Here is a 21,190-nt window from a genome sequence, read left to right as displayed (position 1 = left end):
CGGTCGGTGGGGAGGTCAGCGGGCGCTGAGGGCCGGTGCGGGCGGGCCGGCCTGGGGCTGCTCGGCCAGGTGGCGGCCGGCGTGCTCGGCGATCAGGTCGAGGACGGTGGCGATGTCGTCGAGCGTGGTCTCCGGGTTGAGCAGGGTGAACTTGAGGTAGTGCCGGCCGTCGACCTTGGTGCCGGCGACGATCGCGTCACCGGAGGCGAAGAGGGCTTCCCGGGCGTGCAGATTGACCCGGTCGGTGAGCTCGGGGTCCGGGGTGCCGCCGGGGAGGTAGCGGAAGACCAGGGTGCTCAGCTGGGGTTCCACCACGACCTCGAAGCGCGGGTCGTCGTGCAGCAGTTTCCAGGCGTCGGCGGCCCGGTCGATGACCTCGTCGAAGAGTTCGCCGATGCCCTGGGCGCCCATGGTGCGCAAGGTCAGCCAGAGTTTGAGGGCGTCGAAGCGGCGGGTGGTCTGGAGCGACTTGTCGACCTGGTTGGGGATGCGCTGCTCGACCATCCGGCGCGGGTTGAGGTAGTCCGCGTGGTAAGTGACGTGTCGGAGCGTGCTGCGGTCGCGGACCAGAACGGCGCTGGAACTGACCGGCTGGAAGAAGGACTTGTGGTAGTCCACGGTCACCGAGTCGGCGCGCTCGATGCCGGTGAGCAGGTCGCGGCGGCGGGAGACCAGCAGACCGCAGCCGTAGGCGGCGTCCACGTGCATCCAGGCGCCGTACTGGGCGGCCAGGTCGGCGATCTCCGGGAGCGGGTCGATGGAGCCGAAGTCGGTGGTGCCGGAGGTGGCGACGATCGCCATGGGTATCAGGCCGTCGCGGCGGCAGCGCTCCAGTTCGGCGGCGAGCGCGTCGGTGCGCACCCGCTTGGTGTCGTCGGCCGGTACGGCGATGACGGCCTCCGCGCCCAGGCCGAGCAGGGTGGCGGACTTGCGGATGCTGAAGTGGCTACAGGCGGAGGTGAGGATGCGCAGCCGGGGGAGGAGGTGGGTGAGCCGGGCGTCTTCGGACGGGGGAGGAGTCGGGAACTCGGGGGAGCCCTGGCGGGCCAGCTCCCGGCGGCAGGTCTCGTCCCGGGCGAGGAGCATGGCCTGGAGGTTGGACTGGCTGCCGCCGCTGGTGAAGATGCCGTCGGCGGCTGGGCCGAGGCCGATCCGGGCGGCCGTCCAGTCGATCAGGCGGCGTTCGATGAGGGTGCCGCCGGCGCTCTGGTCCCAGGTGTCGAGGGAGGAGTTGACGGCGGACAGCACCGCCTCGCCGACCAGGGCGGGGATCACCACGGGGCAGTTGAGGTGGGCGAGGTAGCGCGGGTGGTGGAAGTAGATCGCGTCGCGGAGGTAGACCTGCTCCAGTTCGTCCAGGGCGGCGGCCGGGTCGTGGAGCGGGGTGTCGAGGTCCACGGCGTCGACGGTGGGCGCCAGTTCGTCGACCGAGATGCCGGTGAAGGGGCGGTCGGTGGTGGCGATCCGGTCGCTGATCCGCGTGACGCTCGCGCTTACGGCGGCGCGGTAGCGGTCGGCGGTGTGGTTGTTGAGGAGATAGCTGCGGCTGTCGGCCGGGTCCTCGGCGGAGTGCGCGAGGCGACTCATGAAATGCCCTCCCTGGAGCGGGGTCAACCGCGTCCTGTGCAGGGTGCGGACGTGTGCACAGGGGCAGGAGAGCCCGCCCGATGACGCAGTGAGGTAAGCCTAACCTAACTGGATCACCGGTTGGGTGCGGGCCCCCGGCCCGGGCCGGTCCCGGGGGTGCTTCCCGCGCCTTTCGGGCGGCAGGGAGAGAGGATCAGCTCCCTTCGTCGTCCAATGTGCGCAGCACCAGACCGGTCGCCGGTTTGGGGCCGAACGAGGTGGACTTGCGGGGCATCGTCACGCCCTGCTCGGCGAGTTGACGGACCGTCTCCTCCGAGGTGGCGCGCATCAGGACGGCCGTCCCGCCGTGCCGGGCGGCCTGCGCCACCGCCGCCTCGGCGTGGTGGAGGTAGCTGATGTCCGACGGGTGGTCGGGGATCCGCCAGACCTCGTCCAGCAGGACGGAGTGCAGCACCGTCGCGTCCAGCTGCCGCCACGCCTCGGGCCGGTCGGTGCGGACCGCCCGGTCGAGCAGTCCGGGGTCGGGGCGGTCCAGGAGGTGGAAGGAGTCCGGGCCGCCGGAGAGTACGAAGGCGTTGCCCGGGGTCTGTGCCAGTGCCTCCAGCGCGGCGGGCAGTTCGCCCGGCAGTCGACGGGCCCGGAACGCGCCAGCCAGGTCCGCCAGCGCCTTGGCCGGCGGCAGATGCGGCAGCACCCGGTGGATCGCCCGGACCTGGAGCGGATAGCGGGCGGTGTCGACCAGCAGCACCAGTCCGGATGCCCAGGGGGAGTCCGGCCCGGCGTCCGGCCGCTGTTCGTGCAGCCGCTGGTAGGTCGCCCAGCGGTGGTGGCCGTCGGCGATCAGGGCCCGGCGGTGGGCCAGGTCCGCGTCGACGGCGGCCAGCTCCGCCGGGTCGGTGACCGCCCACAGGCGGTGCGCGAAGCCGTCCTCGGTGGTGGTGGCGAGCAGTGGGGCGCGCAGGACGGTGCGCTCGATGACGGCGGTGGCGCCGTTCGCGGTGTGCTGGCCGCGGTACGACAGCAGGAGCGGCTCGAAGTTGGCGGCGGCGGCACCCATCAGGGCGGCCCGGTCCGCGACCACCTCCGGGATGACGTCCTCGTGCGGCAGTACCGGGCCGTCCAGTCGGAGGGCGCCGATCAGGCCGCGCTGGAGGACGTCGCCGCCGCGCTGCTCGTAGACGTACAGCGCGGGTTCCGGATCCGGGGTGAGGATGCCCTCCGCGCGCCAGCACCGCAGGGTCTCGGCGGCCTGGTGGTGGCCGGTGGCCGGGTCCACGGCGTGCGGCAGGATCAGCCGGACGATGTTGTACGGATCGGAGGTCTCCAACTCGCGGACCCCGTCCGGGCGGACCACGACGTCGTAGGGCGGGGAGGTGACCGCGGTGAGGCTGCTGACCCGGTCCGGGGCGTAGCGCAGGCCGCGGAACGGGAGGAGGCGGAGGCCGTCGGAACTGGTCATTGAAGAATGCTATGCCTGGAGGGGGTGCGGGATGATCGGGGGAGCGGCCGGGAATCGGCCGGAAACATCGAGAGCCGCGCGGCGGCGGACGGACCGACCCGGTGGGGCCGGGCGCGGTCCGTCCCGGCGGGCGGGCGGACCTTCCGTACGGCACGGAGGAGCGAGGAGCGGGACGGCATGAACGAGCAGACCACCGGGTGGGCGGGCGGGAGCGAGCAGCGTCGGGCGGACGGGAGCGAGCGGCGCGGGCCCGGCGGGTGCCGGCGCGCGTTGAGCGCGGCGTACGACACGGCGCTGCTGGATCTGGACGGGGTGGTCTACGCCGGTGGTCGGGCCATCGGGCATGCCGTGGTGTCGCTGACCACGGCGCGCGAGGGCGGTATGCACCTCGCGTACGTGACCAACAACGCGGCCCGCACTCCGCAGGCGGTCGCCGACCAGCTGTCCGGATTCGGTCTGCCGACGACCGCGGAGGATGTGATCACCTCGGCGCAGGCGGTGGCCCGGCTGATCTCCGAGCAGGTGCCGGCCGGTTCCCGGGTGCTGGCCATCGGGGGCGAGGGGCTGCGGGTGGCGCTGCGCGAGCGCGGGCTGGTGCCGGTGGCGTCGGCGGACGACGACCCGGCGGCGGTGGTCCAGGGCTACGACCCGACGCTGGACTGGGAGCGGCTGGCCGAGGCCGCGTACGCGGTGCAGCGCGGGGTGCCGTGGTTCGCGTCCAACACCGACCTGACCATCCCCAAGGAGCGCGGGATCGCGCCGGGCAACGGCGCGCTGGTGGAGGTGGTGCGGATCGCCGCCGGCGGGGCGCCGCAGGTCGCGGGGAAGCCGCAGCCGCCGATGCACCGGGAGACCGTGCTGCGGACCGGTGCGCAGCGGCCGCTGGTGATCGGGGACCGGCTCGACACTGACATCGAGGGCGCGTGGAACGGCGGGGTGGACTCCCTGCTGGTGCTCACCGGCGTCACCACCCCGGCCGCGCTACTGGCCGCGCCGCCCGAGCACCGGCCGACATACGTGGACGCGGACCTGCGCGGGCTGCTGCGGCCGCAGCCGGAGGTGACCGCGGACGGCACCGGTTTCGGCTGCGGCGGCTGGCGGGCCGAGGCGGCGGGGGACGAACTGGTCCTGGACGGCGAGGGGGAGCCGCTGGACGGGCTGCGGGCGCTGTGCGCGGCGGCCTGGACCGCGGCGGGCGCCGGGAGTTGCCCGGCGGACGCGTCCAAGGCGCTGCACCTTCTCGGTATGTGACGAGCCGTCAGGAGGGGGTGTCGCGGCGGCGGGCGGTCCCTGCCGCGTGGAGCGGCAGGGCCGTACGTCGGGGCGGTGGGCGGGGTGGCTCACTCCTGGCCGGCGGCGGCCGCCGCCGCGGTCAGCTCCGCGATCAGGTCCTCCTCGGTGGCGCCGCGCCGCCAGTAGCCGGTGAACTTGACCGCGCGGCGGGGGAAGCCGCGCTCCCCGACGAGGTGGCGACGCACCGCCTTGACGGTGCCGGCCTCGCCGGCGATCCAGGCGTACGGGGTGCCCGCGGGCAGGTCGGCGGCGTGCAGCGCGTCCAGGACGGGTGCGCCGTGGCCGGCCGCCGCCGGGTCCCGGACGAGCCAGGTGACCTCGGCGTCGGCGAAGGTCGGCAGCGACTGTCGGTCGCCCTCGTGCCCGACCTCGATCCACACCTTGGCCACGGTGCCAGGGGAGAGCCAGGCCAGGATCCCGGAGATGGCCGGGAGGGCGGTCTCGTCGCCGGTCAGCAGGATCCAGTCGGTGCCGGGCGGTGGCCGGAAGTCCACCCCGCCGTTGTCCTCGACGGCCGGGGCGAGGACGGTCAGCCGGTCGCCCGGCCGGGCCCGGACCGCCCAGCGGCTGGCCGGGCCTCCGCTGGGGGAGGCCGGGTCGTCGGCCCCGTGCAGCGCGAAGTCCACGTCGAACTCGCACGGGTCGGGGCGCTGTTCGCGGATCGTGTAGGAGCGCATCACGGGGCGCTCGGCCGGGTCCTGGGCCCGCCAGGCGGCGTACCAGCCGTCCCCCATGTCCTCGAAGACCGGTGCGGCCTGGTGGGGCTGCGGGAGGAACAGTTTGAAGCGCTGGTCCCGGCCGCCGGACGCCAGCTCCTCCAGCCGTTCGCCGGTGAAGGTGATCCGGACCATGGACGGGCCGAGCCGCCGGGTGCGGACGACCTGGACGTCGAAGAAGCGGAACGGCGCGGTGGTGGGGGCGGCGGTCGCGGTCATGAGGGATCCTCCCGGGTCGGTACGGGCTGGTGGGCGGTCCGGGCCGGCAGTGGGGTCGGCCCGGTGGTGCGTCAGGTGACCTTCTTCGCGTGCTCGATGGCCCGGGCGAGCGATTCCATGAGCGGTGCGGCGCCGGCCTGCGGGTCGGGCTTGCCGTTCGCCAGTTTGGTGGGGCCGAAGACGTCGACGATCTGGTCGTCGATCCCGAAGTCGTGCAGGGCCGCGGCGGTGCCGGTGAACGCGACGATCCGGTGCGGGGTTTGGGGCCGGGAGACCTTCTGCGTGTGGTCGTCGGTGAAGGACCACGGGCCGCCGCCCCTGCCGTCGCTGCTCGCGGAGCCCGCCGACGCCTTGCCGCTCCCGCAGGCGGCGGGCAGGGCGCCGATGTCGATGGCGCCGCCCGCGGTCAGGATGCCGGGTCGGGACGGGGATACGCTTCGGAGGGTCTGCATGGTGGTGGTGCTTCTCTCCGGAGGCGGCGGGCCTCCAACGGGCAGGGTGGACGCGTCGAACCGACCGGGCCGGTAGATCGACTGTCTGTGAGGGTAGGCTAACCTAACTAGCGTGTTGGTAGACAGTCCCCCCGTTGGCGGTCCCCCCGACGCGGTGACGGCCTCCACCGCACCGGGGCGGCGACCCGCCGCCGGTGCCGCGGGGTTGGGCGCATCCGACGTCCTGCTCGCCATCGCCGCCGTCCTCTACGCCGTCGTGCTCCACCTCCTGACGCACGCCACCCGCTACGACGCGGCCCGGGCCGCCACCTGGATGACCGGTTCGCTCAGCGGCCGCGACGGGAGCCAGGTCTGGCCGTTGGCCGCCGTCTGCGCGGTGCTCATCCCGGTGCTGCTGCGGTACGCGCGGCCGCTGCGGATGCTGGAGAGGGGCGACGAAGCGGCCGCCGCGCCGGGCGTCCGGTCCGAACGGGTCCGGAGCGCCGTCCTGTTGGCCGCCGTCGTCCTCGTCTCGGCCGGCACCGCCGCGGCCGGCCCGATCGCCTTCGCCGCCCTCGCCGCGCCCCAACTCGCCCGCCGACTCACCGGTTCGCCCGGCCCCGACCTCCTGCCCGCCGCCCTGATGGGCGCCACCGTGCTGGTCGCCGCCGACTGGGCCGCCCGGCGGCTCTTCGGCGCCGACCAACTGCCGGTCGGCGTGCTGACCGGCGCCCTCGGCGGCGGCTACCTGCTGTGGCTGCTGGTCACCGAGCGGAAGACGGGACGCGTATGAGCGAGCGGCCGGGCACCCCTCACCGCACCCCCCGGCATCCCCGGCAGCCTCAGCGAACCGACCACCCCACCACCCCAGGAGCCCTGTAGTGAGCCGTCTCGCGGCCGAGAACGTCACCCTCGCCTACGACCAGCGGACCATCGCCGAGAACCTCTCGGTCACCATCCCCGACCACTCCTTCACCGTCATCGTCGGCCCCAACGCCTGCGGCAAGTCCACGCTGCTGCGCGCGCTGTCGCGGATGCTCAAGCCGACCGTCGGCGCGGTGCTGCTCGACGGGCAGAAGATCTCCGCGCTGCCGGCCAAGCAGGTCGCCCGGACGCTGGGGCTGCTGCCGCAGTCCTCAGTCGCCCCGGACGGCATCACCGTCTCCGACCTGGTGGCCCGCGGCCGCTACCCGCACCAGGGACTGCTGCGCCAGTGGTCGGCCGAGGACGAGCGGATCGTCGGGGAGTCGATGGCCGCGACGGGTGTGGCCGAGCTGGCCGACCGGTACGTCGACGAGCTCTCCGGCGGACAGCGGCAGCGGGTCTGGATCGCCATGGCGCTGGCCCAGCAGACGCCGCTGTTCCTCCTCGACGAGCCGACCACCTTCCTCGACATCCAGCACCAGATCGAGGTCCTGGACCTGTGCGCCAGCCTCCACGAGGAGCAGGGCCGCACCCTGGTCGCGGTGTTGCACGACCTCAACCAGGCGGCCCGCTACGCCACCCACCTGATCGCCCTGAAGGACGGCGAGGTGATCGCCGAGGGCGCGCCGTCGGACATCGTCACCGCCGACCTGGTGGGCCGGGTCTTCGGCATCGACTGCCGGGTCATCGACGACCCCGAGACCGGCACCCCGCTGGTCGTCCCGGCCGCCCGCCGGCCCCGGGAGGCCGCCGCCGCCGCGTCGGCGTCGGTCCCGGCGTCGGCTACAGCAGCGACCTGAGCCGCAGCAGATCGCGCAGCCCGGCCTCCAGCTTCACCCGGCCGCTGCCCCACGCCCGGGCGAAGTTCAGCCGGCCGTCCACCAGCGCGACCAGGTCGTCCCCGGTCATGGTCAGCCGGATCTCGGCCTTGTCCGGCGGCGGCCCGGCGACACAGGTCACGTCCTGCAGACCGCCCTCGGCCAGCCGGCCGACGAAGGTGGTGTCGAGGTCGGTGATGCGGCAGCTGACGGAGCGGTCGAGCGCCGCGGCGCTGCGCACCTCGCCGTCCGCCGAGGACAGGTTGTGGGCCAGCCGGTCGAGCGCGGCGCGGCACTGGTCGAGAGTTGCCATCGCGCCCGACGATACGCCAGGCCACGGACGGCCGGGGGCGCACGGCCGAGGTAGCGTCGGGGCATGGCAGACCCGATGAACGGCCCGGAGCCGGCGGCACCCGGCCCCCCGGGCGCAGCAGCGGCGACCGGGCCGGGCTCCCCCGATCCGGAGCCGGCGCCCCAGGAGACCCCAGAGGCCGCGACGCCCGCCGAGCCGGCCGGTCCGCGGCCGCTCGGGGTGGCGGTGACCCCCACCGGCCGGGCCGCGGTCGACGCCGGCCTGCAACGCCTGGCCGAAGCCGACCACCTCCCGGTGAGCGGCCACCTGGACATGTACGAGGATGTCCACCGTGGGCTGCGCGACGTGCTGGCCTCCCTCGACCAGCACCCCGGGCCGCCCGCACCGTCCCCGACGCACGACCGTCACGACCAGTAGGAGCTGAACCACAGGTGGCAGGAGTGGCACGACGCCGTCTCGACGCGGAGCTGGTGCGCCGCAAGCTGGCCCGCTCGCGGGAGCACGCGAGCCAGCTGATCGCCGCGGGCCGGGTGACCGTCGGCGGGGCGACCGCGACCAAGCCGGCCACCCAGGTGGAGACCAGCGCGGCCGTGGTCGTCCGGGACGACGAGAACGACCCCGACTACGTCTCGCGCGGCGGCCACAAGCTCGCCGGCGCGCTCGCCGCCTTCGTCCCGCGCGGTCTGCGCGTCGAGGGCCGGCGGGCGCTGGACGCCGGCGCCTCCACCGGTGGTTTCACCGACGTGCTGCTGCGGGCCGGCGCCGGCCACGTGGTCGCCGTCGACGTCGGCTACGGGCAGCTCGCCTGGCAGTTGCAGAGCGACGAGCGGGTCACCGTCAAGGACCGCACCAACGTCCGTGAGCTGACCCTGGATCAGATCGACGCGCACCCCGTCGACCTCGTCGTCGGCGACCTGTCCTTCATCCCGCTGGGCCTGGTCCTGCCCGCGCTGGTCCGCTGCGCGGCGCCCGACGCCGACCTGGTGCTGATGGTCAAGCCGCAGTTCGAGGTCGGCAAGGAGCGGCTGGGCAGCGGCGGGGTGGTGCGCAGCGCCGCGCTGCGGGCCGAGGCGGTGCGCGGCGTCGCGGACCGCGCGGCCGGGCTGGGACTGGGCGTCCTCGGCGTGACCGCGAGCCCCTTGCCCGGACCCTCGGGCAATGTCGAGTACTTTCTGTGGCTGCGCGCCGGGGCGCCTGCACTCGACCCGGCGGATGTCGACCGTGCAGTGGCGGAGGGGCCCAGTTGACCACTACCCAGGCAGTTGAAGGCAGCGCAGCACAGGACACCGGCCGCGCCGAGCGGACGGTGTTCCTCCTCGCGCACACCGGCCGCCCGGCGGCCATCCGTAGCGCCGAGCTCGTGGTCCAGGGGCTGCTGCGCAGCGGGATCGGGGTGCGGGTTCTGGACGAGGAGGCCGCGGACCTGCCGCTGCCGGACTCGGTGGAACGCGTGGCGACCGAACCGTGCGCGGCCGAGGGCTGCGAACTCCTGGTCGTCCTCGGCGGGGACGGCACGCTGCTGCGCGGCGCGGACTTCGCCCGGACGTCCGGGGTGCCGATGCTCGGCGTCAACCTCGGCCGGGTCGGCTTCCTCGCCGAGGCCGAGCGCGACGACCTCGACAAGGTCGTCGACCGGGTCGTCACCCGCTCCTACGAGGTCGAGGAGCGGATGACCCTCGACGTCCTGGTCCGCAACAACGGCGCCGTGGTGCACACCGACTGGGCGCTCAACGAGGCGTCCGTGGAGAAGGCCGCCCGCGAGCGGATGCTGGAAGTGGTCACCGAGGTCGACGGCCGGCCGGTCTCCCGCTTCGGCGGCGACGGGGTGGTCTGCGCGACCCCGACCGGCTCGACCGCGTACGCCTTCTCGGCCGGCGGCCCGGTCGTCTGGCCGGAGGTCGAGGCGCTGCTGATGGTGCCGATCAGCGCCCATGCCCTGTTCGCCAAGCCGCTGGTCACCTCGCCGCGGTCGGTGCTGGCCGTCGAGGTCCAGCCCAAGACCCCGCACGGGGTGCTGTGGTGCGACGGCCGGCGCACCGTCGAACTCCCCGCCGGCGCCCGCGTCGAGGTCCGCCGCGGCGCCGTCCCGGTCCGCCTGGCCCGGCTGCACCACGCCTCCTTCACCGACCGCCTGGTGGCCAAGTTCGCGCTCCCGGTGGCCGGCTGGCGGGGCGCGCCGCACTAGGGCCCGCCCGGTGGGCCCTGGCCGGGGCCGCGGCGGGCTGCCGGGCCGAGCGATGTCGCACGGTCCGGCAGCCCGCCGCCCGCTATCCGGCTACGCGCCGCCGCGCCCCAGCAGCTCCCGGGCCCGGGTCAGGGCCGTATCGCGCCGGGCGGACAGCTCCGCTTCGGTGAAGACCGGGGTGCGGACCGCGGGCGGGATCCCGGGCCCGTCGAAGGTACGGCCGTCGGCCGTCAGGAACTCCTCATTGGGCAGGCCGAAGCTCCAGCCGTTCGGCAGCGCCCGCCCCAGTACGTCGGAGAAGACGCCCTGGGTGTTCTCGCCGATCCTGGTGGGCGCGGGGGAGCGGCCCATCAGGGACTGGGTCAAGCCCTCGCCCGCGCTGATCGTCAACCGGCCGGTGAGGACGGCGAGCGGGCCGGTGTAGACCGGTCCCCGGTGCGGACGGACCGACACCGGCTCGGGCGCGGTGAACTTCTGCGCGTCGGCGGGGTCGTTCCGGGCCCGCTTGCGGTACGCGAGGTAGGGCCGGTCGGTGAGCCGGGAGGCGATCCGCAGGCCGAGGGCGTCCGAGCCGCCGCCGTTGACCCGCAGGTCGAGGACGAGGCCGTGCAGCGTGGTTGGGCCCTGGGTGCGGGTCTTGGTGAAGATCGCGTCCAGGGCGCGGTCGAGTTCGGCGACATCGCCTGCGTAGTCGCCCTTCTTGGTGTACCCGGCGAACTGGGTGACCCGGAAGTAGCCGATCCGGCCGGGCAGATCGGCGTAGGAGAGCTTGCCCTGGGCCCAGGGCCGTTGGACGGTGTGCGGGCCGAGGTTCGCGGCGATCGCCGTGTCGACGCGGGTGGTGAACTCCGGCGTGGGCAGCACGGTGCCGGGGCGCTTGCCGGCGAACCACCGGTCGGGCCCGGCGACGACCCGGGTGTGCGCGTCGTGCAGCGGCTCGATCATCGCGCGCAGCACCGCGAAGAGTTCGGCGTCGGTGGTCTTCGCGGTGATCCGGGGGCGGTAGCGGTCCCGGACCGCGTTCCAGTCGATTCCCTTGGCCCGGAAGAAGGGGTAGTTCTCCGCGTACGTCTGCCAGAAGACGTCGAAGACCGACCGGGGGTCGCCGGCCGGCCGGGCACCGCAGCGCCCCGGCAGCGCCCCGGCGCGGTGCAGGGTGTGGTGGCCGGCGTTGTCGGCGAAGGCCATCCGGGCGCCGTCGGCGCCCGCCGGGGCCACGGTGAGCGGCGCGGAGTCCGGCACCGTGAAGCGGAGCGTGCCGTCCGCGCCGGGGGCGCCGGCCCGGGTGCCGGTGACCTCGCCCGGCAGGCAGCTGACGGCGGTGGTCTCGTACGTCTTGAGGGTCCTGCCCTTGATGGTGACGAGGGTGCCGTAGCCGTCCGTCCGCCAGACGCCGTCCAGGGAGGGCGCCGCCGCCCGCGCCCCGGCCGCGTGGGCGGGGGCCGCCGGGGCGGCGCAGGCCGGGAGCGCGGTCACCGCGGTCAGGGCGGCGGCCAGCAGGGCCGTGGTGCGCGGGCGGCGGGGTGTCCGGGGCCCGGCCGGGTGGCGGCCGGTCGCCGGTCGGAACGTTGCCGGATCACTCATGGGAGTACCTCGTGGGGTCGGGACGGAAGCGGAGACGAAGGCCGGGACGACGGCCGAGCCGGGTTCGGGGCGGCGGCGAGGCGGTGCGCTGCCAGCGTGGCGGCCGGGCCCGACCGGCACCATGCGGCGGCCACCCGCTTCCTTGGTGGGGTTTTCCGCAGGTCCCGGGCGCGCGTCCGGGCAGGTCCGGGCGGTCCGGGGGCCCGGTCCGGAGGGCGGTGTGGGGGAGGCCGTCGCGGGGTGGCCCCCGGACCTCGTAAGGTCGTACCCGTGTTGGAGGAGATGCGGATCCGGTCCCTGGGTGTCATCGACGACGCGGTCGTCGAGTTGTCCCCGGGCTTCACGGCGGTGACCGGCGAGACCGGCGCGGGCAAGACCATGGTCGTCACCAGCCTCGGCCTGCTGCTCGGCGGGCGCGCTGACCCTGCCCTGGTGCGGATCGGTGCCAGGGCGGCGGTGGTCGAGGGCAGGATCGCCCTCAAGTCCTCGTCGCCCGCGGCCGTACGGGCCGAGGAGGCCGGTGCGGAGCTGGACGACGGTGCGCTGTTGATCAGCCGCACGGTCTCCGCCGAGGGCCGCTCGCGGGCCCATGTGGGCGGCCGGTCGGTACCGGTCGGGGTGCTGGGCGACCTCGCCGACGACCTGGTCGCGGTGCACGGCCAGACCGACCAGCAGGGCCTGCTGCGGCCGGCCCGCCAGCGCCAGGCACTGGACCGCTACGCCGGGGACGCGGTCGCCGTGCCGCTCGCCAAGTACACCGCCGCGCACCGCCGGCTGCGCACCGTCGCCACCGAGCTGGACGAGCTGACCACCCGGGCCCGGGAACGCGCGCAGGAAGCCGATCTGCTCCGCTTCGGCCTGGACGAGATCGCCGCCACCGAACCGCTGCCCGGCGAGGACGTCGAACTCGCGGCCGAGGCCGAACGACTCGGCCACGCCGAGGCGCTGGCCTCCGCCGCGACCGTCGCGCACGCCGCACTGGCCGGCAACCCCGAGGACCCCGAAGGCATCGACGCCACCACCCTGGTCGCCGGCGCCCACCGCGCCCTGGAGACGGTCCGCGGCCACGACCAGGATCTGGCCGCCCTGGCCGACCGCCTCGGCGAACTCGGCATCCTGATGGCCGACGTCGCCACCGAACTGGCCGGCTACGCCGACGGCCTGGACGCCGATCCGCTGCGGCTGGCCGCCGTGGAGGAGCGCCGCGCCGCCCTGAACCACCTCACCCGCAAGTACGGCGAGGACATCACGGCGGTGCTGGCGTGGTCCGAGCAGAGCGCCGCCCGGCTCGCCGAACTCGACGGCGACGACGACCGGATCGCCGAGCTGACCGCCGAGTGCGACGCGCTCCGGGCCGAACTCGGCGAACTGGCCCAGCAGTTGACCGACGCCCGGACCGCGTCCGCGGAGCACTTCGCGGCCGCGGTCACCACCGAACTCGGCGAACTCGCCATGCCGCACGCCCGGGTGAGCGTCGCCATCCACCAGACCGAACTCCCCGCGGGCGCCGCGGAAGCCGAGCACACCGAGCACGCAGCCGGCATCGAGGTCAACGGCCGCACCGTGGCGTACGGCCCGGCTGGCGCCGACGAGGTCGAGATCCTGCTGGCCCCGCACCCGGGCGCCCCGCCCCGGCCGATCGCCAAGGGGGCCTCCGGCGGTGAGCTGTCCCGGGTGATGCTCGCCGTGGAGGTCGTCTTCGCCGGCTCGGACCCCGTACCGACCTACCTCTTCGACGAGGTGGACGCGGGCGTCGGCGGAAAGGCGGCCGTCGAGGTCGGCCGGCGACTGGCCCGGCTCGCCAAGTCCGCGCAGGTCGTGGTGGTCACCCACCTCCCGCAGGTCGCCGCGTTCGCCGATCGGCAGCTGCTGGTGGAGAAGACCAACGACGGCTCGGTGACCCGCAGCGGCGTCACCGTCCTGGAGGGCGAGGACCGGATCCGCGAGCTGTCCCGGATGCTGGCCGGCCAGGAGGACTCCGAAACGGCCCGCGCACACGCCGAGGAATTGTTGGCGACCGCCCGCACGGGCGCGTAGCGGCAACTGGTCCGGCGAGAGGGAGCGATATGACGGTGGGGATCGGCGGCAGGAGCGGGGCACTGCTCGCGGCGGCGGGCGCGACCCGGGCGGCCTACGGGGCGCTGCGGCGCCGGCCGCCGGGCGGCGCGGCCCGCTGGGAGCGGAAGAACTACGCGGGCCGGACGGTCACCCTGCACGCCGGTCCGGCGGCCGCGCTCGGTACCGCGCTGGCCGTGGCCGGCGCGCCGGGGCTGTCCCCCCGGGCCCGCGGTGCGGCGGCGCTGGCCGTATTGGCCGCCGGTGGCTGCGGGGCCTACGACGACCTCGCCGGCGCCGGGGACCCGCGGCGCGGCTTCCGGGCGCACCTGTCCGCGCTGCGGCACGGCGAGGTCACCAGCGGGGCGGTCAAGCTCTTCGGGATCGGTGCCGCCGGGCTCGCCGCCGGCGCCCTGCTCAAGGACCGTCCGGTCGACAAGCTGCTGGCGGGAGTGGTGATCGCGGGCTCGGCCCACCTGGTCAACCTCCTGGACGTCCGGCCGGGCCGGGCGGCCGGCGCGGTCGTCGCCCTGGCCGCACCGGGGCTGTTGCGCCGTGGGCCGGCCGGGCCGCTGTCCGCCGTCCCGCTGGGCGCCGCGGCCGCGGTCGCCGGGGACGATCTCGGGGAGCGCACGATGCTCGGGGACGCCGGGGCGCACGCCCTCGGCGCCGCCCTCGGGCTGGCCGTCGTCGCCGGATGGGGGTCCCCCCGCTCCAGCGGAGCCGAGCGTGGGGGAGGCCGGGCGGGGCTGGCCGCGCACGCCGCCGTACTGGTCGCCGCGGCGGCCGCCGGGGACCGGGTCAGCCGGCTGGCCGGGGCGCTCTGACGGAGCCCGCCGCCCGCGCCGGCACCCCGCGCGACCGGGGCGGCGCGGAGATCCGGAGCGACCCGATCCGGACAGTGAAGGACGGGTTCCGGACAGCGGTGGCGAGGGACCGGACGGGTGGGTTCACCCCGTTCGGGCGGTCATCCACGCACGCGCCAAGTCACCCATGTGGGTGAATCGGTGGATCCGGGGGTGAGACTTCCCACCGGAACGGCGTCCGCACGGTGCCGAATTGACGCCGCCGGACTGGCATCCTGGGCGCGGTGCGCAGTGCCAGGGCGTGCCCGCCCCGTCCTGCCCGCAGGCCGGGCGCGTTCCCGCGCCCCGAGGCATCGCAGCACCTCGCAGTGCCAAACCGCCCCGCCGGTACGGTCCGTACCGCCCCCGACCCAGGAGCCCGACCTCGTGACCAGCCCCCCGACCCCGCCGCACGGGCAGTTGCCGCTGCGCACGGTCCAGGTGCTCGGCCGCGGCGGCGCCGGCAGCGCGGCGCACGTCCGTTCGCTGGCCGAAGGACTGGTCGCCCGCGGGGTCCGGGTGACCGTGTGCGCCCCGCCGGAGGCCGAGGAGGCGTACGGCTTCACCGCGGCCGGCGCCCGGTTCGTACCGGTCGCACCGCGGATGGACCCGGCGGGCATGACCGTCCTGCGCGGCGCCTGCTGGGACGCCGACCTGGTCCATGCGCACGGCCTGCGGGCCGGTCTCCGCGCGTCGATGGCGCTGCGCGGACTGTGCGGCCCGCGCGCCGGGGGTTCCCCCGGTGGTGGCTGGGGGCCGGTCCCCCTCGTCATCACCTGGCACACCAAGGCGCACACCGAGGGCGCCCGCGCCGGGATGGTGCACCTGATGGAGCGGCGGGTGGCCCGGGCCGCGGCGGTCGTCCTGGGCGTCTGCTCCGACCTCGTGGACCGGGCGCGCGAGCGCGGCGCCCGGGACGCCCGCCTCGCGCCGGTCGCCGTCCCGCGCGCCCGGCCCGGTCGCGCGGGACACACCGCCGACCCCGCCCGCCGCGACAAGGAGCGCGCCGAACTGGGCGCGGTGGACCGGCCGTTGCTGCTCGCGGTCGGCCGACTCGACCCGTCCCAGGGCCATGACCTGCTGCTGGATGCCGCGCACGCCTGGTGCGGGCTCGACCCCCAGCCGCTGCTCGCCATCGCGGGCGAGGGCGGAGCGCGGGCCGCGCTCCAGCGCCGGATCGACAGCGAGCGGCTGCCCGTCCAACTGCTCGGCCGCCGCGACGACGTACCCGAACTCCTCGCCGCTGCCGACCTGGTGGTGCTGCCCAGCAGGTGGGAGGCGCGCTCCCTGATCGCCCAGGAGGCACTGCGCGCCGGCGTCCCCCTGGTGGCCACCGACACCGGCGGCACCCGCGAACTGGTCGGCCGGGCCGCCGCACTGGTCCGCTACGGCGACGCCACCGCGCTGGCCCACACGGTCCTCGACCTGCTCGCCGACCCGGCGCGCCGCGCCGCGCTCGCCGCGGCCGGCCGAGCCCAGGCCGCCGGCTGGCCCAGCGAGAACGACACGGTCGCCCAGGTCCTCAGCGTCTACGACGAACTGACCCAGCCGCCGCAGCCGGGCCTGCCGGTCTGACCCCGTGGCCGCCTAGGACCTCCGGTGGATCGCGGCCGGGTCCGCGGCGAATCCGTCAGAAGCGCCCTAGGCCCGGAAGGTATGCCGCCGCGCCCGCAGCGCCAGCCGCAGTCCCAGCACCGTCTGCGGGTCGTCCAGGTCCGTCCCCAGCAGCTGGGCGATCCGCGCCAGCCGGTCGTAGAGCGTCTGCCGGTTGACGTTCAGGTCGCGGGCGGTCTCGGCCTTGCGGCCGGCGCTGGCCAGATACGCCTCCAGGGTCGGCAACAGCGGCTGGCGGGCACCCCGGTCGTGGGCCAGCAGCGGGCCGATGGCGCGCTCGACGAAATCGCTGAGCACCCCCTGCTCGCCGTGCTCCCGCATCCGCCACAGCAGCAGCTCGATGTCCAGGCGCCGGGCGTCGTACCAGGGCGCCTCCGGCAGTCCCTGGGCCGCGGCCGCCGCCTCCGCCGCGTGCCGCAGCCCCGGGCCGGCCGCCGCCCAGTCGCCCGCCGTCCCGACCACCACCACCGGGCGGTGCGTCGACGGCCGGTCCAGGCCGGCCCGCACGACCCCGGCGCGCAGCGCCTCGGCGACCCGGTCGGCCAGCGCCGCCCGGTCCTGGCCCGCCCGCAGTGCCACCAGCAGCGGCACCCGGCCCTCCACGGGCCGCACACCGAGCAGCACGGGCGCCCCGAGGGCGGCCAGTTCCTCGCGCAGCGCCTGGGCGAGCAGCGCCCAACTGCCGGGGGAGGGCAGTGCGGCCGGCAGCCGCATCACCACCGGCAGCACCGGGTCGGTGCCCGGCCGGAAGCCCAGCAGCCGGGCCTGCGCCGGCGCCTCGGACGCGGAGATCCGGCCCTCCGCCAGCTCGGCCAGGAAGTCACCGCGACCGCGGGCGGCCAGCACCTCCTCCTGACGGGACTGGAGCATGACCACGGCCAGCAGATCGGCGGCGCGCTCGGCGGCGATCCGGTGCACCGGCGCCAGCGGCCCGTTCACCGGGAGTAGCACCAGCCGGGCGCGCACCGCGTCCGGCCCGGGCCCGCCGCCGGGCAGCTCGATGCGTACGCCGGAGTCCCGCAGCCCCTCCCAGGCCAGCAGCGGATCGGCGTCCGCCGCGCTGTCGTCGCCCTCCGGCCCGGCCGCGTACAGCGGGCTGCCGTCGGGGGCCTCCAGGCACAGCGGATTGCCGGTGAAGACGGCGAGCAGCCGCAGCACCTCCGGGGCACCGCCGCCCCGCAGCAGTACGCCGGTGCAGCGCCGCAGCAGTTCGTCGGCGCGCCGCAGCAGGGTGTAATGGCTGTTGATGATCTCGGTGTGGATCTCCTCGGTGACCGTGACGTACGGGACCTCGCGGTGCAGCTGGATCAGCGGCAGTCCGCAGTCCCGCGCGGCGTCGATCAGCGCCGCGGGCAGGGCGTCGAACCGCGAGCCCAGCTCCACGACCAGCGCGGCGACGTCCCGCTCCGCGAGCTTGCGGATGAAGGCGCGCTGTTCGGACGGCCGGGTGCCCACCCCGAGCCCGGTGGTCAGCAGCAGCTCGCCGCCCTTGAGCAGCGAGGCGATGTGGGGGACCTCGCCGGCGTGCACCCAGCGCACCGACCGGCCCATCCGGTCCTCACCGGCCAGCACCTCCGGCAGGCCGCGCCGCAGCGCCGGCAGCTCCAACGCCCTGCGTACCGTGATGTCGGCTTCGATCTTCCCGTGCGGCCCCATGGCGCGAACGCTACCGCGCGTACGGCTATCCGGAGGAAAGTGATCCGGATCGCCCTCACCGCCCCCGGGAGACGACCGCCCCGCACCCGCCGACCGGCCGTCCAACTTCCCGTCCCGTCGGCCCACTTGACGATACCGGGGGTGACTCGGCAGGGTGCCCGCACCATCACACCGAGAGCGCTCACCCACCCCCCCACAAGGAGCCGCCTCATGATCTCCCGTCGCACCCTGCTCGGCGGACTCGCCGCCGGTGCCGCCACCGCCGCCCTCGCCGCCCGGGCCGTCGGCGCCCCCGCCCACCGCGCGGCGGCCACCCTCCCGCTGCACCTCGCGAACAACTCCGGCGCCTACGCCAACGGCTCGGTCTGGATCTATGTCCTCGGCAACGACGGCACCCAGCAGGTCCGGGTCACCCCGGACGGCCGGCTCGCCCCCGTCTCCCTCGCCGACAACGGCCCGGACGGCTTCACCGACTACGCGATACCGCTCGCCGCCACCGGCACCACCACCGTCCAGCTGCCCCCGATGTCCGGCCGGATCTACACCAGCCTGGGCGCCAAACTCAAGATCAAGGCGGTCGCCGACGGCAACGGCAGGCCCGCGCTGGCCTACCCGGCGGGCTGGGTCGCCACCGACCCCAACTACGACGTGCTGCACGACTGCGCCGAGTTCACCTACAACTCCGGCGGAATGTTCTGCAACACCACCATGGTCGACATGTTCAGCGTCCCGCTCGCGCTGCGGCTCACCGGCTCCGGTGACCAGACCACCGGCACTCTCAAGGACGGCGCCCGGGCCCGGATCTTCGCCGACGTCAAGGCCGCCGCGGGCTTCGACCGTCTGGTCATCGGCGACCGGCGGGTGATCGCCCCCGGCCACGGCCTGGACAGCGGCCTGTTCGCCGCCGACTACTTCGCCTCGGCCATCGACGCCGCCTGGTCCGCGTACGCCGCCAAGGACCTGACCGTCACCACCAACGCCGGCACCTTCACCGGCCGGGTCAGCGGCGACCAGCTCACCTTCACCGGCCCCGGCACGGGAGTCACTCCCGCGGCAGCCGGGGGAGTGACCTTCACCCGCCCCAGCACCCGCGACGTCCTCTTCTGCGACGGCACCCTGGCCGCCCCCAACGACGGCACCCGGGGCCCGGTGGCCGCCGTCCTCGGCGCCGCCCTCAACCGCTCCACCCTGGCGACCCACGCCGCCCAGCCGGTCACCGACCCGGCCGCCTTCTACCAGCAGCCGCTCACCAACCACTACGCCCGCGCCATGCACACCGCGACCCGGGACGGCAAGGCGTACGGCTTCGCCTTCGACGACGTCGCCGGCTTCGCCTCCTACGTCGAGGACCACGCCCCCAAGGAGCTCACCCTCACCCTGACGCCGTTCTCATAACCGCCGGAAGGCCGAACCCCGACGGCAGCGAAGACCTCCGGGGGTTGACGTCCTGAAGGGGGGCGTCAACCCCCATATGCCCCACTGGCAGTCAGCCGCAGCGCCGTGTCGATCAGCGGGACGTGGCTGAACGCCTGTGGGAAGTTCCCCACCTGGCGCTGGAGCCGGGAGTCCCACTCCTCGGCGAGCAGCCCCAGGTCGTTGCGGAGCGAGAGCAACTTCTCGAAGAGCTTGCGGGCCTCCTCCACCCGGCCGATCATCGCCAGGTCGTCGGCCAGCCAGAACGAACAGGCCAGGAACGCGCCCTCGTCGCCTTCGAGGCCGTCCACCCCGAGCCCCTCACCGGACGTCGGGTAGCGCAGCACGAACCCGTCCTCGGTGGACAGCTCCCGCTGGATCGCCTCGATGGTGCCGATGACCCGCTTGTCGTCCGGCGGCAGGAACCCGACCTGCGGGATCAGCAGCAGCGACGCGTCCAGCTCCTGCGAGCCGTAGGACTGGGTGAAGGTGTTCCGCTCCTTGTCGTAACCCTTCTCGCAGACGTCCCGGTGGATGGTCTCCCGCAGGTCCTTCCACCGCTCCAGCGGGCCGTCCACGTCCCCGGACTCGATCAGCTTCACCGTGCGGTCCACCGCGACCCAGGTCATGACCTTGGAGTGCACGAAGTGCCGGCGCGGCCCGCGCACCTCCCAGATGCCCTCGTCCGGCTCGTCCCAGTGCTTCTCCACCCACGCGATCAGCTTGATCTGGAGCAGCGAGGCGTAGTCGTTGCGGGCCAGCCCGGTCATGTGCGCCAGGTGCAGGGCCTCGGTGACCTCGCCGTAGACGTCCAGCTGGAGCTGGCCGGCGGCGCCGTTGCCGACCCGCACCGGGCGCGAATCCTCGTACCCGGGCAGCCACTTGAGCTCGGTCTCGCCGAGCTCCCGCTCACCGGCGATGCCGTACATGATCTGGAGGTTCTCCGGGTCGCCGGCCACCGCCCGCAGCAGCCACTCGCGCCACGCCCGGGCCTCCTCGCGGTAGCCGGTGCGCAGCAGCGACGACAGGGTGATCGCCGCGTCCCGCAGCCAGGTGAAGCGGTAGTCCCAGTTGCGGACCCCGCCGATGCACTCCGGCAACGACGTGGTCGGCGCCGCCACGATCCCGCCGGTCGGCGCGTACGTCAGCGCCTTGAGCGTGATCAGCGAGCGCACCACCGCGTCCCGGTAGGGCCCGTGGTACGTGCAGTGCTCGACCCACTCCCGCCAGAACTCCTCGGTCGCCTCCAGCGACCCCTGCGGGTCCGCCAGGGCCGGCGGCTCGTGGTGCGAGGGCTGCCAGCTGATCGTGAACGCGATCCGCTCGCCCGGCGACACCGTGAAGTCGGAGTACGTCGTCAGGTCCTTGCCGTAGGTCTCGGCGGCGGTGTCCAGCCACACCGAGTCTGGCCCGGCGACCGCGACGGTCCGGCCGTCCACCTTGTGGACCCAGGGCACCACCCAGCCGTACGCGAACCGCATCCGCAGCTCCGACCGCATCGGCACCCGGCCGCTGACGCCCTCCACGATCCGGATGACCTGGGGCGCGCCGTCCCGCGGCGGCATGAAGTCGATCACCCGGACGGTACCGCGCGGAGTGTCCCACTCGGACTCCAGGACGAGTGAATCCCCTCGGTAGCGCCGCCGGTCCGCGGCCCGCGGGCCGTCCGCAACGGCCGGCCCCAGCTGCCAGAAGCCGTGCTCCTCGGTGCCCAGCAGCCCCGCGAAGACCGCCGGCGAGTCGAATCGGGGCAGGCACAGCCAGTCGACCGTGCCGTCCCGGCACACGAGAGCGGCGGTCTGCATATCACCGATAAGTGCGTAGTCCTCGATGCGCCCGGCCACGTGCATCTCCCGTCGAACTGGAGTCACGCCCCCCATGGGACGTTGTGTGCTGTCCGTCCTGCCCATGAAACGTCGCCGAGCAGCGGGACCGGAAATCTGGCTGGGGGCACTCCCCCAGCTGCCGCTGGAGGGACCCCCACCCAGCCCGTAGCTGGGGGAGGGTGGTGCCTTCCCGGACGGCTCGTAGCGAGTGTCCGAGCAGGATACGACGCAGGGGGGTGCTCCGCGCGATGC

17 protein-coding genes and 1 pseudogene are annotated in these 21,190 nt (G+C 74.8%); 10 read left to right on the top strand and 8 right to left on the bottom strand.

Features of this window, described 5'->3' with window-relative positions; translation table 11 throughout:
- Positions 1-15: 15 nt before the first annotated feature.
- Together ACO0M4_RS36670 and ACO0M4_RS36665 are read right to left on the bottom strand one after the other, a co-directional pair.
- Positions 16-1,587: a pyridoxal phosphate-dependent decarboxylase family protein gene (locus tag ACO0M4_RS36670; protein ID WP_430375476.1), complete on the bottom strand. Its 1,572-nt coding sequence runs from the start codon at positions 1,585-1,587 to the stop codon at positions 16-18.
- Positions 1,588-1,780: 193 nt separating this feature from the next.
- On the bottom strand, positions 1,781-3,046 hold the full coding sequence (locus ACO0M4_RS36665; RefSeq protein ID WP_430375474.1) for a DUF1015 family protein: 1,266 nt from the start codon (positions 3,044-3,046) through the stop codon (positions 1,781-1,783).
- Positions 3,047-3,223: 177 nt separating this feature from the next.
- Here ACO0M4_RS36665 and ACO0M4_RS36660 point away from each other — a divergent pair, with 177 nt between their 5' ends.
- Positions 3,224-4,297, top strand: coding sequence for an HAD-IIA family hydrolase (locus tag ACO0M4_RS36660; RefSeq protein ID WP_430375473.1), 1,074 nt, complete (start codon positions 3,224-3,226; stop codon positions 4,295-4,297).
- Positions 4,298-4,386: 89 nt separating this feature from the next.
- Here the strand turns inward: ACO0M4_RS36660 and ACO0M4_RS36655 are convergent, their stop codons facing one another.
- Both ACO0M4_RS36655 and ACO0M4_RS36650 read right to left on the bottom strand, forming a co-directional pair.
- The gene (locus ACO0M4_RS36655; protein ID WP_430375472.1) at positions 4,387-5,274 is read right to left on the bottom strand and encodes a siderophore-interacting protein; all 888 of its coding nucleotides are present in this window, start codon (positions 5,272-5,274) and stop codon (positions 4,387-4,389) included.
- A gap of 71 nt (positions 5,275-5,345) precedes the next feature.
- Positions 5,346-5,726 carry a hypothetical protein gene (locus tag ACO0M4_RS36650; protein WP_430375471.1) on the bottom strand — a complete coding sequence of 127 codons (381 nt, stop codon included), beginning with the start codon at positions 5,724-5,726 and terminating at the stop codon, positions 5,346-5,348.
- A gap of 226 nt (positions 5,727-5,952) precedes the next feature.
- Between ACO0M4_RS36650 and ACO0M4_RS36645 the strand changes: the two are divergent.
- A pseudogene (locus ACO0M4_RS36645) lies at positions 5,953-6,498 on the top strand (iron chelate uptake ABC transporter family permease subunit); the annotation flags it as partial.
- 88 nt (positions 6,499-6,586) lie between these two features.
- On the top strand, positions 6,587-7,429 hold the full coding sequence (locus tag ACO0M4_RS36640; protein WP_430375469.1) for an ABC transporter ATP-binding protein: 843 nt from the start codon (positions 6,587-6,589) through the stop codon (positions 7,427-7,429).
- Here ACO0M4_RS36640 and ACO0M4_RS36635 read toward each other — a convergent pair.
- Positions 7,413-7,760, bottom strand: coding sequence for an SCP2 sterol-binding domain-containing protein (locus tag ACO0M4_RS36635; protein ID WP_430375468.1), 348 nt, complete (start codon positions 7,758-7,760; stop codon positions 7,413-7,415). The two genes, ACO0M4_RS36640 and ACO0M4_RS36635, sit on opposite strands and share 17 nt — an antisense overlap.
- A 63-nt stretch (positions 7,761-7,823) precedes the next feature.
- Between ACO0M4_RS36635 and ACO0M4_RS36630 the strand changes: the two genes are divergently transcribed.
- The 3 genes from ACO0M4_RS36630 to ACO0M4_RS36620 are packed head-to-tail and all read left to right on the top strand — an operon-like array spanning position 7,824 to position 9,945.
- Positions 7,824-8,177 (top strand): hypothetical protein, encoded by a 354-nt coding sequence (locus tag ACO0M4_RS36630; RefSeq protein ID WP_430375467.1) that lies wholly within the window; start codon positions 7,824-7,826, stop codon positions 8,175-8,177.
- 14 nt (positions 8,178-8,191) lie between these two features.
- Positions 8,192-9,007 carry a TlyA family RNA methyltransferase gene (locus tag ACO0M4_RS36625; protein ID WP_430375466.1) on the top strand — a complete coding sequence of 272 codons (816 nt, stop codon included), beginning with the start codon at positions 8,192-8,194 and terminating at the stop codon, positions 9,005-9,007.
- A gap of 59 nt (positions 9,008-9,066) precedes the next feature.
- A complete protein-coding gene (locus ACO0M4_RS36620; RefSeq protein ID WP_100607054.1) occupies positions 9,067-9,945 on the top strand; it encodes an NAD kinase in 879 nt (292 codons plus the stop codon).
- A 90-nt stretch (positions 9,946-10,035) separates the two neighbouring features.
- Here ACO0M4_RS36620 and ACO0M4_RS36615 read toward each other — a convergent pair whose 3' ends face one another.
- Positions 10,036-11,529 (bottom strand): S41 family peptidase, encoded by a 1,494-nt coding sequence (locus tag ACO0M4_RS36615; protein WP_430375465.1) that lies wholly within the window; start codon positions 11,527-11,529, stop codon positions 10,036-10,038.
- A 282-nt stretch (positions 11,530-11,811) separates the two neighbouring features.
- On the opposite strand from ACO0M4_RS36615, the gene recN reads away from it, so the two are divergent.
- The 3 genes from recN (at position 11,812) to ACO0M4_RS36600 (ending at position 16,004) form a co-directional block, all read left to right on the top strand.
- Positions 11,812-13,566 (top strand): DNA repair protein RecN, encoded by a 1,755-nt coding sequence (recN, locus tag ACO0M4_RS36610; protein ID WP_430376028.1) that lies wholly within the window; start codon positions 11,812-11,814, stop codon positions 13,564-13,566.
- 29 nt (positions 13,567-13,595) lie between these two features.
- Complete coding sequence (locus ACO0M4_RS36605; protein WP_430375464.1) at positions 13,596-14,411, top strand: hypothetical protein; 816 nt, start codon at positions 13,596-13,598, stop codon at positions 14,409-14,411.
- Positions 14,412-14,816: 405 nt separating this feature from the next.
- A complete protein-coding gene (locus tag ACO0M4_RS36600) occupies positions 14,817-16,004 on the top strand; it encodes a glycosyltransferase family 4 protein (RefSeq protein ID WP_430375463.1) in 1,188 nt (395 codons plus the stop codon).
- A 66-nt stretch (positions 16,005-16,070) separates the two neighbouring features.
- Here ACO0M4_RS36600 and ACO0M4_RS36595 read toward each other — a convergent pair whose 3' ends face one another.
- Positions 16,071-17,699, bottom strand: a complete 1,629-nt coding sequence (locus ACO0M4_RS36595; protein ID WP_430375462.1) for a PucR family transcriptional regulator — start codon at positions 17,697-17,699, stop codon at positions 16,071-16,073.
- 210 nt (positions 17,700-17,909) lie between these two features.
- On the opposite strand from ACO0M4_RS36595, the gene ACO0M4_RS36590 reads away from it, so the two are divergent.
- The gene (locus ACO0M4_RS36590; RefSeq protein ID WP_430375461.1) at positions 17,910-19,094 is read left to right on the top strand and encodes a beta-1,3-glucanase family protein; all 1,185 of its coding nucleotides are present in this window, start codon (positions 17,910-17,912) and stop codon (positions 19,092-19,094) included.
- Between the two features lie 65 nt (positions 19,095-19,159).
- Here the strand turns inward: ACO0M4_RS36590 and ACO0M4_RS36585 are convergent, their stop codons facing one another.
- Positions 19,160-20,962 carry a glycoside hydrolase family 15 protein gene (locus ACO0M4_RS36585; protein WP_430376026.1) on the bottom strand — a complete coding sequence of 601 codons (1,803 nt, stop codon included), beginning with the start codon at positions 20,960-20,962 and terminating at the stop codon, positions 19,160-19,162.
- Positions 20,963-21,190: the final 228 nt, after the last annotated feature.

Source organism: Streptomyces sp. RGM 3693 (assembly GCF_050471125.1).
In the GTDB taxonomy this organism is placed as follows: domain Bacteria; phylum Actinomycetota; class Actinomycetes; order Streptomycetales; family Streptomycetaceae; genus Streptomyces.
The sequence above is the reverse complement of the archived record's forward strand: the minus strand, read 5'-3'. Positions and strand labels throughout refer to the sequence as shown.

Bases quoted from the DNA above. Each gene is read 5' to 3' on its own strand.
- ACO0M4_RS36670 (WP_430375476.1), bottom strand. From the start codon at position 1,587: ATGAGTCGCCTCGCGCACTCCGCCGAGGACCCGGCCGACAGCCGCAGC.
- ACO0M4_RS36665 (WP_430375474.1), bottom strand. From the start codon at position 3,046: ATGACCAGTTCCGACGGCCTCCGCCTCCTCCCGTTCCGCGGCCTGCGC.
- ACO0M4_RS36660 (WP_430375473.1), top strand. From the start codon at position 3,224: ATGAACGAGCAGACCACCGGGTGGGCGGGCGGGAGCGAGCAGCGTCGG.
- ACO0M4_RS36655 (WP_430375472.1), bottom strand. From the start codon at position 5,274: ATGACCGCGACCGCCGCCCCCACCACCGCGCCGTTCCGCTTCTTCGAC.
- ACO0M4_RS36650 (WP_430375471.1), bottom strand. From the start codon at position 5,726: ATGCAGACCCTCCGAAGCGTATCCCCGTCCCGACCCGGCATCCTGACC.
- ACO0M4_RS36635 (WP_430375468.1), bottom strand. From the start codon at position 7,760: ATGGCAACTCTCGACCAGTGCCGCGCCGCGCTCGACCGGCTGGCCCAC.
- ACO0M4_RS36630 (WP_430375467.1), top strand. From the start codon at position 7,824: ATGGCAGACCCGATGAACGGCCCGGAGCCGGCGGCACCCGGCCCCCCG.
- ACO0M4_RS36615 (WP_430375465.1), bottom strand. From the start codon at position 11,529: ATGAGTGATCCGGCAACGTTCCGACCGGCGACCGGCCGCCACCCGGCC.
- recN (WP_430376028.1), top strand. From the start codon at position 11,812: ATGCGGATCCGGTCCCTGGGTGTCATCGACGACGCGGTCGTCGAGTTG.
- ACO0M4_RS36605 (WP_430375464.1), top strand. From the start codon at position 13,596: ATGACGGTGGGGATCGGCGGCAGGAGCGGGGCACTGCTCGCGGCGGCG.
- ACO0M4_RS36595 (WP_430375462.1), bottom strand. From the start codon at position 17,699: ATGGGGCCGCACGGGAAGATCGAAGCCGACATCACGGTACGCAGGGCG.
- ACO0M4_RS36590 (WP_430375461.1), top strand. From the start codon at position 17,910: ATGATCTCCCGTCGCACCCTGCTCGGCGGACTCGCCGCCGGTGCCGCC.
- ACO0M4_RS36585 (WP_430376026.1), bottom strand. From the start codon at position 20,962: ATGCACGTGGCCGGGCGCATCGAGGACTACGCACTTATCGGTGATATG.